The sequence below is a fragment of the Neoaquamicrobium sediminum genome (genome assembly GCF_040970315.1).
Classification (GTDB): Bacteria; Pseudomonadota; Alphaproteobacteria; order Rhizobiales; family Rhizobiaceae; genus Aerobium; species Aerobium sediminum.
In genome coordinates this window covers 12,953-27,459 of the sequence record NZ_JAZHFV010000001.1, presented here as the reverse complement: position 1 = coordinate 27,459, position 14,507 = coordinate 12,953, and the positions used below count along the sequence as shown (strand labels likewise).

General features: G+C 64.8%; 16 protein-coding genes. 5 read left to right on the top strand and 11 right to left on the bottom strand.

Going from position 1 to position 14,507, the window contains the following annotated elements; translation table 11 throughout:
- Positions 1 to 6 precede the first annotated feature (6 nt).
- Both V1479_RS00135 and V1479_RS00130 read left to right on the top strand, forming a co-directional pair.
- Entirely contained in the window at positions 7 to 432 is a 426-nt protein-coding gene (locus V1479_RS00135) for an OsmC family protein (protein WP_368801148.1), read from the top strand.
- Between the two features lie 161 nt (positions 433 to 593).
- Positions 594 to 1,718 carry a Glu/Leu/Phe/Val family dehydrogenase gene (locus tag V1479_RS00130; RefSeq protein ID WP_368801147.1) on the top strand — a complete coding sequence of 375 codons (1,125 nt, stop codon included), beginning with the start codon at positions 594 to 596 and terminating at the stop codon, positions 1,716 to 1,718.
- 73 nt (positions 1,719 to 1,791) lie between these two features.
- Here V1479_RS00130 and V1479_RS00125 read toward each other — a convergent pair whose 3' ends face one another.
- From V1479_RS00125 to ccmA, 5 genes are all read right to left on the bottom strand, one after another.
- A complete protein-coding gene (locus tag V1479_RS00125; protein WP_368801146.1) occupies positions 1,792 to 2,373 on the bottom strand; it encodes a DsbE family thiol:disulfide interchange protein in 582 nt (193 codons plus the stop codon).
- A complete protein-coding gene (gene ccmD, locus V1479_RS00120) occupies positions 2,370 to 2,540 on the bottom strand; it encodes a heme exporter protein CcmD (protein WP_368801145.1) in 171 nt (56 codons plus the stop codon). The genes V1479_RS00125 and ccmD overlap by 4 nt, the downstream gene beginning before the upstream one ends.
- Positions 2,537 to 3,310, bottom strand: coding sequence for a heme ABC transporter permease (locus tag V1479_RS00115; RefSeq protein WP_368801144.1), 774 nt, complete (start codon positions 3,308 to 3,310; stop codon positions 2,537 to 2,539). Before V1479_RS00115 ends, ccmD begins: the two co-directional genes overlap by 4 nt.
- A 79-nt stretch (positions 3,311 to 3,389) precedes the next feature.
- Complete coding sequence (gene ccmB / locus V1479_RS00110) at positions 3,390 to 4,055, bottom strand: heme exporter protein CcmB (protein WP_368801143.1); 666 nt, start codon at positions 4,053 to 4,055, stop codon at positions 3,390 to 3,392.
- 223 nt (positions 4,056 to 4,278) lie between these two features.
- Positions 4,279 to 4,890, bottom strand: a complete 612-nt coding sequence (gene ccmA / locus V1479_RS00105) for a heme ABC exporter ATP-binding protein CcmA (protein ID WP_368801959.1) — start codon at positions 4,888 to 4,890, stop codon at positions 4,279 to 4,281.
- A gap of 278 nt (positions 4,891 to 5,168) precedes the next feature.
- Between ccmA and acnA the strand changes: the two genes are divergently transcribed.
- Complete coding sequence (gene acnA / locus V1479_RS00100; protein WP_368801142.1) at positions 5,169 to 7,859, top strand: aconitate hydratase AcnA; 2,691 nt, start codon at positions 5,169 to 5,171, stop codon at positions 7,857 to 7,859.
- Here the strand turns inward: acnA and V1479_RS00095 are convergent, their stop codons facing one another.
- Positions 7,860 to 8,339: a cupin domain-containing protein gene (locus V1479_RS00095; protein ID WP_368801141.1), complete on the bottom strand. Its 480-nt coding sequence runs from the start codon at positions 8,337 to 8,339 to the stop codon at positions 7,860 to 7,862.
- Between the two features lie 79 nt (positions 8,340 to 8,418).
- Complete coding sequence (locus V1479_RS00090; protein WP_368801140.1) at positions 8,419 to 9,120, bottom strand: ceramidase domain-containing protein; 702 nt, start codon at positions 9,118 to 9,120, stop codon at positions 8,419 to 8,421.
- Positions 9,121 to 9,270: 150 nt separating this feature from the next.
- Between V1479_RS00090 and V1479_RS00085 the strand changes: the two genes are divergently transcribed.
- Positions 9,271 to 10,026, top strand: coding sequence for a DUF1223 domain-containing protein (locus tag V1479_RS00085; RefSeq protein ID WP_368801139.1), 756 nt, complete (start codon positions 9,271 to 9,273; stop codon positions 10,024 to 10,026).
- Between the two features lie 419 nt (positions 10,027 to 10,445).
- Complete coding sequence (locus V1479_RS00080) at positions 10,446 to 10,832, top strand: DUF2794 domain-containing protein (protein WP_173189137.1); 387 nt, start codon at positions 10,446 to 10,448, stop codon at positions 10,830 to 10,832.
- Between the two features lie 4 nt (positions 10,833 to 10,836).
- Here the strand turns inward: V1479_RS00080 and V1479_RS00075 are convergent, their stop codons facing one another.
- The 4 genes from V1479_RS00075 to V1479_RS00060 are packed head-to-tail and all read right to left on the bottom strand — an operon-like array spanning position 10,837 to position 14,507.
- Positions 10,837 to 11,874 (bottom strand): DUF6925 family protein, encoded by a 1,038-nt coding sequence (locus tag V1479_RS00075; RefSeq protein WP_368801138.1) that lies wholly within the window; start codon positions 11,872 to 11,874, stop codon positions 10,837 to 10,839.
- A 13-nt stretch (positions 11,875 to 11,887) separates the two neighbouring features.
- Positions 11,888 to 12,661 carry an ABC transporter ATP-binding protein gene (locus tag V1479_RS00070; protein ID WP_368801137.1) on the bottom strand — a complete coding sequence of 258 codons (774 nt, stop codon included), beginning with the start codon at positions 12,659 to 12,661 and terminating at the stop codon, positions 11,888 to 11,890.
- A complete protein-coding gene (locus V1479_RS00065; protein ID WP_368801136.1) occupies positions 12,658 to 13,659 on the bottom strand; it encodes a FecCD family ABC transporter permease in 1,002 nt (333 codons plus the stop codon). The genes V1479_RS00070 and V1479_RS00065 overlap by 4 nt, the downstream gene beginning before the upstream one ends.
- Positions 13,656 to 14,507 (bottom strand): ABC transporter substrate-binding protein, encoded by an 852-nt coding sequence (locus tag V1479_RS00060; RefSeq protein ID WP_368801135.1) that lies wholly within the window; start codon positions 14,505 to 14,507, stop codon positions 13,656 to 13,658. The genes V1479_RS00065 and V1479_RS00060 overlap by 4 nt, the downstream gene beginning before the upstream one ends.

The following is a 14,507-nucleotide window of genomic DNA, read 5'->3' as shown; positions in this document are numbered from 1 at the left end:
ACCACCATGGATCGACACGCAACCGCGGTATGGAAGGGTAATCTGAAGGAAGGCACGGGTGCCATCGACCTTCAGAGCGGGGCCTTCTCAGCTCACCCATATTCATTCAAGGCCCGTTTCGAGGACGAACAGGGCAAATCGGGCACGAATCCCGAGGAACTGATCGCGGCTGCCCATGCCGGCTGCTTTGCCATGCAGCTTTCGCATTTTCTGGCAGAGAACGGCACCCCGGCTGAAAAGCTGGAGGCGAAGGCCGTCGTCACCCTGGTGCCCGGCACCGGCATTACCGGCAGCGCGCTGACGCTTGTCGGTGCGGTTCCCGGTATCGACGAGGCCAAGTTCAAGGAGCTGGCGAACAAAGCCAAGGAAGGCTGCCCGGTTTCCAAGGCGCTGGGCGCTATCGAGGTTACGCTCGACGCTCGCCTCGCCTGACCGATGTCGCGGGCGCTGCCATCGGCAGCGCCCGCGACATATTCGACAATGCTAATCGGTTGGTCCCGCAACGTAAGAACGTCTTTCCAGGCTACTTCGAAACCAAAAACCGTGCTGCCGCGTTAAAATTACACCGGAAACGCAACATCCGGGAGGAACGTATGCTGCAGACAGGGGAGGCGCGCACCCTGCGCCCGGTCACTGCTTCGTCGACATTGAAACTGACCGACATCACCGCGAAGGCCGCGCGGCTTGCCGCCTTCGACAATCACGAACAGATCTGGCTCGGTCAGGACGATGAACGCGGTCTCACCGCTATCGTCGCGATCCACAACACCGCGCTTGGACCTGCACTGGGTGGCACGCGGGTGTGGCCGCACGCGACGTTCGACGCCGCACTCACCGACGCGCTGCGGCTTTCGCGCGGCATGACCTTCAAGTCTGCCATCGCGCGCATGCCGTTCGGCGGCGGCAAGGCCGTCATCAAGGCGGATTCAAAGACCGAAAAGACGCCGGCAATGCTCGAGGCATATGCCGAGATGCTGGCGGCCCTGAACGGCCAGTACTATACCGGCGAAGATGTCGGGCTGACGCTGGATGACGCCAACTTCCTGCGTGAACGCACGCCGAATGTGTCCGGCACCACCGTTGGCGGTAGCGGCAACCCTTCGCCCGTTACGGCGCTCGGGACGTTCCTGGGCGTCAAGGCTGCGTTGAAGCACGCGCGCGGTTCGGATGCCGTTTCAGGCCTGCGTATCGCCGTCCAGGGGCTGGGCTCCGTTGGCTGGTCGCTCTGCGAGCAGCTTCACAGCGAAGGCGCGTCGCTGATAGTCGCCGACATCGATGCGGCGCGCGTAGCCAAAGCCAGGGAGGCTTTCGGAGCCGAGGTGGTGGAGACGGAGACGATCGTCGCGGCTGAGGCCGATCTTTTCGCACCATGCGCGCTGGGCGGCGTGCTTTCGGCCGACACGATCCCGCATCTGAAGGCACGCATTGTCGCAGGTGCGGCCAACAACCAGCTCGCACGCCATGAGGATGCGGCCCATCTGATGCGGCGCGGCGTGCTGTACGCGCCCGACTACGTCATCAATGCTGGCGGCCTCATCAACGTGGCCGCCGAGCTTGCGCCGGAAGGCTACGACCGTGCGGAGGTCATGCGGCACGTGGCGCTTATCCCTGAGACGCTGATGGACATCTTCCAGCGCGCCGAGGCCGAACAGCGGCCCACCAACGACATCGCGCAGGCAATCGCCGAGGAGCGTATCGCGCAGGCGCGCGCGGCCTGACAAATTCGTTCAGGGGAACCGGACGGGTGACCGCACACAGAAGGCGGCCCCGAACGGCCTTTTTTGTTCGTGACTATTCTGTCGCGAGTGCTTTTTCGATTTCCGGCATCAGTCCGGTGACGATCGAATCCGGCGTGAACGGGCCGACATGCTTCCAGGCGATGCGGCCATCCTTGCCCACGAGAAACGTCTCCGGCACGCCGTAGACGCCCCAGTCGATCGCGGCTCGGCCATTGCCGTCGACTCCGATCTGCGCGTACGGATTGCCGAGTTCGCCCAGAAAGCGCCGGGCGTTTTCCGGTCTGTCCTTGTAGTTGAGGCCGGCTACGACGATGCGGGGATCCTGCGCCATCTGCATCAGCAGCGGATGCTCCTGCCGGCAGGGCGCACACCACGAAGCCCAGACATTGACCAATGTCACCTTGCCCTCGAACTGGGTCGAATCGAGACCAGGCAGGCCGGTACCGTCCAGCGGGGGGAGGGACGTTTGCGGCGCCTCGGCGCCGATGAGTGCTGACGGGACCACCGAGTTGTCGCGGCCGGAAAGAAGCTGGGCGAGAAAGATCGCCGCAAGCGCCATGAAAAGCCCAAGCGGCAGCAGGGCCAGCCAGAGCCGCCGCGACCTGGGCCGGGCGCTTTCCGTTTCAGTGCTCATTGCGTGGCCGGCCTCGCGTCAGAGCGGCGGCGGATGCCTGCCGCCTCGAGCCGGGACAATTCACGTTTGCGGTTGCGCTGGTCGATCAGAATCCAGCCGATCAGGCCAAGGATCACCAACGCGGAGATGCCATAGGCGGCAGAGACGTAGAGGGCATGCGCGCTCACGAAGCGGTCCTTTCCGCGTCGGCCGACCGGGCTGCCAGCCGCCGCATCGCGGTAACCCGGCGTCGCCAGATTTCCGTTCGCATTGCCATCATGTGCAGGGTGAAGAACAGCAGCGTGAAGCCGAGCGCGCAGACGAGCAACGGCCACAGCAGCGTCGGATGGATCGTCGGGCCATCGAGCCGGATGACCGACGCCGGCTGGTGCAGCGTGTTCCACCAGTCGACCGAGAACTTGATGATGGGAATGTTCACGAAGCCGACCAGCGTGACGATCGCGGCGGCGCGCGCGCTGCGGTAAGGATCGTCGAGGGCGCGCGTCAGCGCGATGATGCCCAGATACATCAGGAACAGGATGAAGACGGAGGTCAGGCGTGCGTCCCAGACCCACCATGTGCCCCACATCGGCTTGCCCCAGATCGAACCGGTGGCGAGTGCCAGAAGCGTGAACGCGGCGCCGACGGGTGCGGCCGCCTTCAGCGAGACGTCGGCCAACGGATGCCGCCAGACCAGCGTGCCGAGCGTCGAGACGGCCATCAGCGAGTAGCACATCATCGCCAGCCACGCGAACGGCACGTGCAGGTACATGATCCGTACGGTGATGCCCTGCTGGTAGTCTTCGGGTGCTGCGAAACCCATCCATATGCCGGCTGCCAGAGTCAGGGCGGAGAGCGCTGCCAGCCACGGCACAAGCCTGTCGGCCAGCGCGACGAAACGGGTCGGGTTGGCTAGGTCGATCCAGCGTGCTGACTGTGCGGTTGCAGTGTCGCTCATGCGCTTTTCTTAGGCTCAGGCTCGGGCGCTTGCAATTGCGGCGGATCAAACTCGCGTGAGTGTCTTCGCCGCACGGTCGTCAGTCGGACCCGCCCTTGAGAGCCAAAGCGGCTGCAAACGGCCCTATCACGGCGAAGAACAACGTCAAGGCGGCAAGAATGAGGAAGGGAGGGAGGAATGGATCGGGATCGTTGACCGCGCCGTAGGCTGCGGACACCCCGAAGATCAGCACGGGTATGGTCAGCGGCAGGACAAGCACCGATACAAGCAAGCCGCCGCGCGGCAGAGCGACCGCGACCGCGGCTCCGACCGCGCCGATGAAGGCGATGGCCGGCGTGCCGACGAGCAGCGTCAGCGTCGTCGCACCGATCCCCAGCGGGTCCATGTTCATGAACAGGCCAAGCAGCGGCGAGGCGACCACCAGCGGCAGCACCGCGGCCGTCCAGTGCGCGAGGCATTTGACGAAGACGCTCAGCGCCAGCAGGTGACGGCCTTCCGTCAGCAGGATCACGTCCAGCGCGCCGTCCTCGCGCTCTGCCTGAAACAATCGGTCGAGGCCGAGCAGCGAGGCCAGAAGCGCGCCGATCCACAGGATGGCGGGGCCGATGCGGGCCAGCAGGTTGAGGTCGGGTCCGACACCGAACGGCACCACGGCCACCACGGCGAGGAAGAACAGGATACCCACCAGCGCGCCGCCGCCGGCGCGGATGCCGAGGCGCAGGTCGCGGAGATAGAGGGCTAGCATGGAGCTTCATGCCCTGGTGTGAGCAGGCAAACGGCAGCCTCGCGCCCTACGTTGCCCCCCTCTGTCCTGCCGGACATCTCCCCCACGAGGGGGGAGATCGGCAGCTTAGCGCGCACCGTTCCTACTGCAACGCCGGCGATTGGCGAAAGCCGCGCGGCCGGCTGATCTCCCCCCTCGTGGGGGAGATGTCCGGCAGGACAGAGGGGGGCAACGTAGGGAGCCGTCATTCCCGGTGCTCTCCCATCTTCAAAGCCTTCGCCCCTTCGAGCCCCAGCGGCAGGTGGGTGGCGGCGAGGATGATGCCGCCGTCCTCGAGATGCGCCCGCATCAACGCGGCGAATTGCCCTTCAGAAGCCTTGTCGAGCCCTGCCGTCGGTTCGTCTAGCAGCCAGACCGGACGGTAGCTGACAAGCAGCCTGGCAATCGCGATGCGCCGTTTCTGTCCGGTGGAGAGGTAGCCGTAAGGCAGGTGGCCGATCTGCGGAAGGCCCACCATGTCCAGCGCTTCGTCGATCGAAAGATGCGGCTCGCCGGCAAAGTCCTGCCAGAAATGCAGGTTCTCATCCACGCTCAGCGCTGTCTTCATCGCGTTGGCGTGGCCGAGATAGTGGCAGGCCGAGGCTATGTCTGGCCATTGCTCGCCTCCACCGTCCAGCCGAATCAGGCCGCCGCTTGCCGGCAGGAGGCCGGCGACAATGCGCAGCAGCGTCGACTTACCGGACCCGTTCGGACCGGTCACGACGAGGCCTTCGCCCTCTCCGATGGCAAAGCTTACATCAGAGAAAACCGGCTCTCCGCCGCGTTCTCCCGCCAGGTTCTCGGCAATCAGCCGCATGCCTTCCAGTTCTCCGGCTGCGCCGGACCACCCGGTGCGATGCAGCAAATTCACCCCAAAGCGCTCTAGAACTATTCTACGAAATTCTCTATATGCGGGGCAACCGTGCCAGCGGTCGGCACGGGAACCATATTGCGCCGAACCAGCGCGCGCGCCGCCTTGAACGGCCGGGTCGCACGGGAACGGACAGCGGAAATGACCGTACCCGCACCTTTGCGCGTGATGAGCATGCACTGGCGTCCGTTACCCAATCGGCAACCGAACGTTAGGGATCGCACGTGTCACAATCACTCGACAGCTTCAATTGCCGCAGGACGCTCAATGCGGGCGGTGCGGAATACACTTATTTCAACCTCGTTGAGGCCGAAAAGAATGGCCTGACCGGCATTTCCAAGCTGCCTTTCTCGATGAAGGTGCTGCTTGAGAACCTGCTGCGCAACGAGGACGGCCGCTCGGTCACCAAAGAGAGCATCTCGGCGGTTGCCGCGTGGCTCACCGACAAGGGCACGGCCGGCGTCGAGATCGCCTACCGGCCGGCGCGCGTGCTGATGCAGGACTTCACCGGCGTACCGGCCGTCGTCGACCTTGCCGCCATGCGCGACGCGATGGCCTCGCTGGGCGGCGATCCGCAGAAGATCAACCCGCTCGTTCCCGTCGATCTCGTCATCGACCACTCGGTCATCGTCGACGAATTCGGCACACCTCTGGCGTTCGCCCGCAATGTCGAGCTCGAATACCAGCGCAACGAGGAGCGCTACAAGTTCCTGAAGTGGGGCCAGCAGGCGTTCCGCAACTTCCGCGTCGTGCCGCCCGGCACAGGCATCTGCCATCAGGTCAACCTCGAATATCTTGGCCAGGTCGTCTGGACCAAGGATGAAGAGGGCGAGACGGTCGCCTACCCTGACACCTGCGTCGGCACCGACAGCCACACCACCATGATCAACGGCCTCGGCGTTCTGGGCTGGGGCGTGGGCGGCATCGAGGCCGAGGCTGCCATGCTTGGCCAGCCGGTTTCCATGCTGCTGCCGGAAGTGATCGGCTTCCGCCTCACCGGCAAACTGAAGGAAGGCGTGACCGCGACCGACCTCGTGCTGACCGTCACGCAGATGCTGCGCAAGAAGGGCGTCGTCGGCAAGTTCGTCGAGTTCTTCGGTCCGGGCCTGTCCTCGATGACGCTGGCGGACCGCGCGACGATCGGCAACATGGCGCCGGAATATGGCGCAACCTGCGGCTTCTTCCCGGTCGACAACGAAACGCTGCGCTACCTGACGACCTCGGGCCGCGACGAGGATCGCATCGCGCTGGTCGAGGCCTACTCCAAGGCGCAGGGCATGTGGCGCGAGGACGGCATTGCTGATCCGGTCTTCACCGACACGCTGGAGCTCGACCTGGGCGCCGTCGTGCCGTCGATGGCCGGCCCCAAGCGGCCGGAAGGGCGCATCCCGCTGGAAGACATCGCATCCGGCTTCGCCAAGTCGCTCGAAACCGAATACAAGAAGACCGTCGACGTCTCCAAGCGCTATGCGGTCGAGGGCGAGGATTTCGACCTCGGCCATGGCGATGTGGTGATCGCGGCGATCACCTCCTGCACCAACACATCGAACCCTTCGGTGCTGATCGGCGCGGGCCTGCTTGCGCGCAACGCCAACCGCGTCGGCCTCAAGCAGAAGCCGTGGGTCAAGACGTCGCTCGCGCCCGGCTCGCAGGTGGTGGCCGAATATCTCGAAAAGTCCGGCCTCCAGAAGGAGCTCGACCAGATCGGCTTCAATCTCGTCGGTTTCGGCTGCACGACCTGTATCGGCAATTCCGGCCCGCTGCCGGCGCCGATCTCCAAGACCATCAACGACAAGAGCCTGATCGGCGCGGCCGTGCTTTCTGGCAACCGCAACTTCGAAGGCCGTGTGTCGCCCGACGTGCAGGCGAACTATCTCGCCTCGCCGCCGCTGGTGGTCGCACACGCGCTTGCCGGCACGGTGACCAAGGACCTGACCACCGAGCCGCTCGGCGAGGGCGCCGACGGCCAGCCGGTCTATCTCAAGGACATCTGGCCGACCACGCAGGAAATCCAGGAATTCATCGAGAAATACGTTACGCGCGAAATCTTCGCCACGAAGTATGCCGACGTGTTCAAGGGCGACGAGAACTGGCAGAAGGTGCAGGCACCGTCCGGCGAGACCTATGCATGGGACGACCAGTCGACCTACGTGCAGAACCCGCCTTACTTCGTGGGCATGGGCCAGAAGGCGGACGCGACAGCTCCGGTCAAGGGCGCCCGCATTCTGGGCCTGTTCGGCGACAAGATCACCACCGACCACATCTCCCCGGCCGGTTCGATCAAGGCTGCGTCGCCGGCTGGCAAGTATCTCACCGACCACGGCGTCGGCGTTGCCGACTTCAACCAGTACGGCACGCGTCGCGGCAATCATGAGGTGATGATGCGAGGCACCTTCGCCAATATCCGCATCCGCAACCACATGCTCGGCGAAAACGGCAAGGAAGGCGGCTTCACGATCCACTATCCCTCCAAGGAGGAGATGTCGATCTACGATGCGGCCATGCAATACAAGGCCGAGGGCGTGCCGCTGGTGATCTTCGCGGGCGTCGAATACGGCAACGGCTCGTCCCGCGACTGGGCTGCCAAGGGCACCAACCTGCTCGGCGTTCGCGCCGTGATCGCGCAGTCGTTCGAGCGCATCCACCGTTCCAACCTCGTCGGCATGGGCGTCGTGCCGTTCACGCTGGACGAGGGCACGAGCTGGGCGTCGCTGGGCCTGAAGGGCGACGAGACCGTCACCATTGACGGGCTCGAGACCATCAAGCCGCGCCAGAAGATGGTGGCCAAGGTGACATATGCCGACGGCACGGTGAAGGACGTTCCGATCCTTTGCCGCATCGATACGCTCGATGAGCTGGACTACTTCAAGAACGGCGGCATCCTGCAGTACGTTCTGCGCGATCTCGCCGCGTAGTCACCAGCCGGGAAACGAAACGCCAAGCGCCTCGGTTTCATCGTTGATGATGCCGAGGCGCGCTTCCATCGCCGCAATTTCCTCCTGCGTGATGGTCCTAAGGGCCTCGATCTCCAGGAACAGCTGCTCCAGGCCGCCCGGCGTCACGGTGGCGAACATCTGGCCTTCCTCGTCACTGATATTCACCCAGCCATGACGCACATGCGGCGGCAGCACCACAACCGAGCCGGGTGGCGCGTCGAACTCGTCGTCACCGCAATGGAAGCGATAGAGGCCGCGGATCACACGAAAGACCTCGGTCTCGCGCGTATGTGTGTGCGGTGCGGGGCCTTTTCCGGGTGGCGTGAACGTCTCCCACATGCCGAAGGCGCCGTCGGTCTCGGCAGCAGTGGCATGCACGATCATGCGCGCGCCGAAGGGCGTTCGCCCAATGCGCTCACTGCCCGGTATCGATACGACTGCGCTTGTGAAGCTGGACATGGGAACGACCTCTCCGTGTCATCCCCGATCATACCATAGTTGCGGCAAGGCGACGCTTACTGCAAAGGGGCCTGCAGGTTCATCCGGCCGACTGAATGGGTGGCCGTGCGAGCCGGGCATCGCCTGCGGCTCCATATCGCGCAACGGCTGCCAGCAGCACGCCCAGAAGGAGCCCGTTGAGCGTGTGCCAGAGGAAATGCGTGCCGAGCGGCATGGCTTCGCACACATGCGGGTCGAGTGCACGGAAGCTGACGGATACGACGAAGATGCCGGCGGCTGCCAGGTTGTACCAGCCGGCCGGGTGTCCGCTTCGCAGAACCAGCAGACCGAACACGAATAGCGCCAGGAAAGGCGGCAGATAGCCGGTCGAACCGTTGGAGGCGTCACGCAGCCAGTCTGGCACGAGCGCCGTGAAAACGCCGGCTACGACATAGAACGCCACGAACGCCATCAGTGACGACAGCCAGGACAGGCCCATGAATCGGCGCAGGTTGAACAGGGTATAGGCAAGCGTGAAGCCGGCTATCGGCAGGATGTCGGCCCACATAGTGAGCCGGGTGGCGAAGGTGTGGAACAGGAAGGAGCCGACGCCGATCGCCACTACCCACCAGCAAAGCAATTCCGAGAAGGCGTCTTTCCCGCGCCGCCGCGTCGCGCAAAGGCCCCACAGTCCGGCCATGACGAAAGCGAGATTGGTCAGTGCATTGACGGGCTCTGACCAGAATTCCGGGCCGGTACGTTCGCAATAGAGGTCGAAACGGGTCTGCAGATCGTCAAACATTCGCGGCTCCGAAGCACGGCATTGAAGATTGGTACAAAAATTTCACCGCAACGTGACTTTCCGTTGAGGGCTGCGATGCCTAATCTGCGCAGCCATCAAGAAGGGTCCGGTCGGGGACCCGACAGGGAAATTCGGAAACAACCATTGGGCGTGAACCTTCTGAGGCTGGCGACGGCCGTGCTCCTGCTTGCATTGCCCTATGGCGCGCTCGCGCAGGAAAATGTCAAGCGGCCGAAGGCTGTCGTGGAGCTCTTTACAAGCCAGGGCTGCAATTCCTGTCCGCCGGCGGACGAGACGCTAAGTCGCCTTGCGCTGGCCGGTGACGTGGTGGCTCTGGCCTACCACGTCGACTACTGGGACTATCTCGGTTGGCGCGACACGCTCGCCAGCGCCGACAACACCGCGCGCCAGCAGGAATACAACCGCGCCTTCGGGAACCGCTCAGTCTACACGCCCCAGGCGGTCGTCAACGGCCGCCAGCAGATGAATGGCGCCAAGCGCGGCAAGGTCGAGGCGGCCATAGAGCGCATGGCGGGTACCGCGGAAGGCATGGTCGTTGACGTCAAGGTCTCCTACAGCGGCGATTCGGTCATCATCGAGACCGGCGAATTGCCGCGTTCGGTCGACGAAGCACATGTCGTGCTGGTCTATTTCAATGCGGCGAGCGAGGTGGAAATCACCCGCGGCGAAAATCGCGGCCGAAACTTCACTTATCTGAACGCCGTGTCGGGCTTTCACTCGGCAGGCATGTGGCACGGCAAGAAGGCGCGGTTCGAATTGCCGATGAGCGAAGTCGCCAAGAAGGGCGCCGGCGGCTGCGCCGTGCTCGTGCAGGAGATGGTGTCGGGTGGACTACCCGGCCCGATCCTGGGCGCCGCGATCGTTACCCGTCCCCCAAACTGGTGAAGACACCGTCAGACGGTTCCCGTAAAAACAAAAACCGGCACTGGGACCAGCGCCGGTGATTGCTTGCTTTGGGATCGTCGTACCTTCGACGTCCGGGCGTTCACCCGGAGTTGGTTCGATCCGACCTTGCCCCGTGGGCGGGGGGCTTGGGGTTACAGGGCCTTGCCGGACCGAACCGTCTCAGGCAACAGGTGGATGGTCGCCACACAATGGGGCGTCAGCTTGGATAAAATGCGGCGACAATAAGGCGAGCCATCACCAATCACGACACGCCGTGGCACTTTGTGATGCAATGTGACGGAACTTTTTCGACTTCACATCGAACCCTGACGTGACCCGCGCTGGGCAACGGGGCTTGCATTTCCGGTCTGGAAGCGCGACCTTCGTATTGTCGTCGAACTGTCACGAAAGGCCACTGCATGACCGATCACGGCACCGGAGCGGAGGGTAAGGACGATTCCGCAATATTGATCCCGCTGCACGAAAGGCGGCGCGAGCGGGATGAGCTTCCGGTAACCTTTCATCGGCGAGAGCTCGATCAGATCCTGAAAATCTACGGCACCATGGTCGCGGCAGGCGAATGGCGCGACTACGCCATCGACCATCTGCGGGACCGTGCAGTGTTCTCGGTCTTTCGGCGCACCAGCGAAGTGCCGCTCTACCAGATCGTCAAGACGCCGGCGCTGGCGCGACGACAGGGCGCTTTTTCGGTGGTCGCCGCGAGCGGGATGATCCTCAAGCGCGGACATGAACTCGGCCGCGTTCTTGCCGTTTTCGACAAGCCGCTGAAGCTGGTGGGTACCTGAACGCCTAATGACCGGGCGCGTCGTCGTCGGTGTCGGCCTCGTTGCCGCCCGCTGGCTCGATCGCGGCAATCCAGCGGTTGATTTCGGCATGCGCCGCGGTATCCGAAGCCTCTGCCGTCACATGGGCCTGCTGGCGCAGGGCCAGTCGCATCGCGACGCGGCCGAGGCGCGTGCGCGGCAGACCATAGGTAGTCGGTTCGTCGGCACGTGAAACCGCCTCCAGCACCCGCGTCTTTTCGGCGACGGCTTCCGTCGATCCGAAACGGACGAGCATCTGCTGGAAGGCTTCATGCAACGCGGCGTCGAACGGGCGGTCTTCGCCCATCGCGCCGATCACGGGATTGCCGGGATGAAGCGAGCCGAGCGGCAGCAACCCTTTCGGTATCGGTGTGTTTGCCGAGTGCGTGCGACCGGTGGCGAGCAATTTGGGTAACAGGTGGGTGTGGGGTCCAGGCGGGGAGACGCCGCCCGTGTCCGGCCCGCCGATCTTCTGATAAACCTCGACGCGACCGATATTGGTGATCGCCACGCGGTGCGGATGGGCCGTGAGGATAGCTGGCATCGCCGGATTGCCGGGTTCGAACAGCGAGCGCCCTTCGGCCTGCCGCAAGATTTCGAGCAGCGCCGGATCGGCAGTCCTGATGCAGAAATCGCATTGCGGCAGCGAAAGCCCCATGTCGAACAGCACGCCATCGCGGTCCTGCGGCCGCACAGCTTCGATGTCAGGCCCAAGCTCGGTCAGCACGGCGCGCGCGGTGCGTCGCGCTGTCGCCTCCGGCATGCACAGGGCGACCGCCTGCGTCCAGCGATGGGCGCGCGGGCTCAGGGTCTCGTAGGCGAGGGGCACGATCTCGGCGACACGGTCGGCATCGATGCGGACACCGCCTCTCGATGTAGCTCTGGCAAGGCCGGCTGCGTCGTCAACCTGCGGCTTTTCCCCTTCGTCGTGATGGAACTCGGCGATCGCGCCGAACGTGCCCATGCTCCAGCCGGAGCGCCAGTCGCAAAGATGTTCGGCAAGGAGTTGCGGCAGCTGCGTCATTGTCTTCGCCTCGTCATTCGGCCAGGTCGAGCGGGTGGACGACGAGGCCGCCGCCGTCTTCGCCCAGATAGGCCTGGATGCCATATACGTCGCGCAGACGCGCAGCGGTGAGAACGTCCCGAGGCGGGCCATCGGCGACGATCGATCCGTTGGCCAAGAGAACCAGCCGTGAACACCAGCGTGCGGCGAGTCCAAGGTCGTGCAGGCACGCGATGACGCTCCGCCCCTCCTTGGCGAGCCCGGCAAACACGCGCATCAGCGTGATCTGGTGCGCGGGATCGAGCCCGGCCGTCGGCTCGTCGGCCAGCATCAAGGGCGCCTCCTGCGCCAGCGCGCGGGCGATCAGCACGCGCGCCTTTTCGCCACCGGAAAGCTCGGTGGCGCGGCGGGTTGCGAAGTCTTCGACATCCATGCGCCGCATAGCCTCACGTACCGCCGCTTCATCCGCCGCGCCGGGACGGGCGAAAGGCGGCAGGTGGGGCGCGCGGCCGAGGCCGACAAGACGCTCGACGGTTACCGGCCAGGCGATCTCGCGCTCCTGCGGCAGGTAGGAGACCAGCTTGGCGCGTTGCGCCGCGCTCATCGATGCGGCAGCCTGGCCGCCAAGCTCGATATTGCCTTGGGACGGCGTCAAGCCGAGGATGGTGCGCAGCAGGGTCGACTTTCCGGCCCCGTTGGGCCCGATCAGGCCGACGAATTCGCCTTCCTTGACCGTCAGTGCGACGTCGCGCAGCACGGTCTTGCCGCCGAGTTCGGCCGAAAGACTGGAAAGGGCCAGCAGCGTCACAGCATCCGCCTCCGTGTGCGCCAGACGAGCCACAGGAAGAACGGCGCGCCGACGATGGCGGTAAGCACACCGAGCTTCAGGTCGCGGCCGGGTGCGATCAGGCGGACGAGTATGTCTGCTGCAAGAAGCACTGTAGCGCCTCCCAGCGCGCTGGCTGGCAGCAGGCGGGATGGCACGGCACCAACCAGCGGCCGCAGCACGTGGGGCACCACAAGTCCAATGAAACCGATCGCGCCGGCGATCGCGGTAGCCGCGCCGACAGAAGCCGCCGTGCCGAACACGGCGAGGAACTGGACCCGACGCATGTCGACCCCCATGCTTGCGGCGGCATCCGAGCCCAGCGTCAGCACGTCAAGCGGCCGCGTCAGCATGCCAAGCATCACCCAGCCTGCAAGCATGAATGGGGCCGACAGCCACAGATGGGTCATCGATCGGTCGGTGAGCGAGCCCAGCATCCAGAATACGATTTCGGTAGCGGCGAAGGGGTTGGGCGACAGGTTCAGCACCAGCGATGTCATCGCGCCGGCAAAGGCCGAAATTGCTACGCCTGCCAGGATGATCGTGAGCGTGCCGCCGCGCTCTCCGGCCATGACGCGCAGCAGCAGCACAGCCAGCACGGCGCCCGCCAGGGCTGCAAGCGGCAGGCCGAGCGGAAAGGCAACCGAGATACCGGTGTAGATGGCGACGACGGCGCCCAGAGAGGCCGAAGCGCTGATGCCGAGGAGGCCAGGCTCTGCAAGCGGGTTGCGCAGATAGCCCTGCAGTACCGCACCGGAGAGACCGAGGGTCGCGCCGATCATCAACCCCAGCAGCGCGCGGGGGAGGCGTATCTCACGCATCACCAGGGTCAGCAGGTCGGCGTCGCCGGAAACAAGCGCCCTGATGCTCTCGCCGAAGCCGACATCCGCCGGTCCGGTGGTCAGCGACACGAAAAACAGCGCAAGCGTTGCCGCCGCAAGCGCGCCAAGCACCGCCGCATAGCTGATGCGATCGCTCATCGCGCGGCCTCTGCATGGGCATTCGCCGCATCGCGCAGGAGTCGCGCCGCCTCGAGCGTGAAGGGCGCGCCGCATATCCAGTAGCGGTCGGGAATGCGCACCAGCCGGTCCTGCGAGGCGATCGCTGTGAAGGCGGGATGCCGGAAATTCTGATGGGCGAGAGCTGGGCGGTCGTAAGTGCGTTCGCCGAGCACGACCAGATCCGGGTTGGCAAGCACGAGCTCCTCGAGTGGAAGGCGCTGGACGCCGACGATCCCGAGCCGGTCGGCGATGCTTTGCAGGCCTGCGGCCTCTATCACGGCGTTGGACAGCGAGCCGTCGCCGGACGTGTAGCTGTTGGCGGAATAGATCGCGACGGAAAGCGGCGGCGCCGGTTCGCGTGCCAGTTCCGCCAGCCCCGCATCGAGTTCCGCGATCAATTCATCCGCGCGCTGCTGCCGCCCAAGCAACTCGCCCATGCGGCGTATGTTGGCCCGCACGCCCTCGAACGTGCCTTCGGGGGCGAATTCCTCCACCCGAAAGCCCAGGCGCCGCAACATGTCGATGGTTGCCCGCGTGGTGAAAGTGCCGGCAATCACCAGGTCCGGCTGCATCAGGAAGATTTCCTCGCCGAGCCCGTGATTGACGACATAGCGTCCCGCCTCGTCGGCCAGCACGGACACGCCCGGATCGCCGGCAAGGTGCGAAACGGAGTGGAGCTGCCCCTCCGCGGCCAGCAGCATGGCGAGCTGGTCGGTGCAGACATTCATCGAGACGACGCGGCTTGGTGCGGCGTCGGTCGCCCGCGCCGGCGATATCCCCGCAGCAATTGTCAGGGAAACGGCAACTATGGCGCGGGCGATGAACAC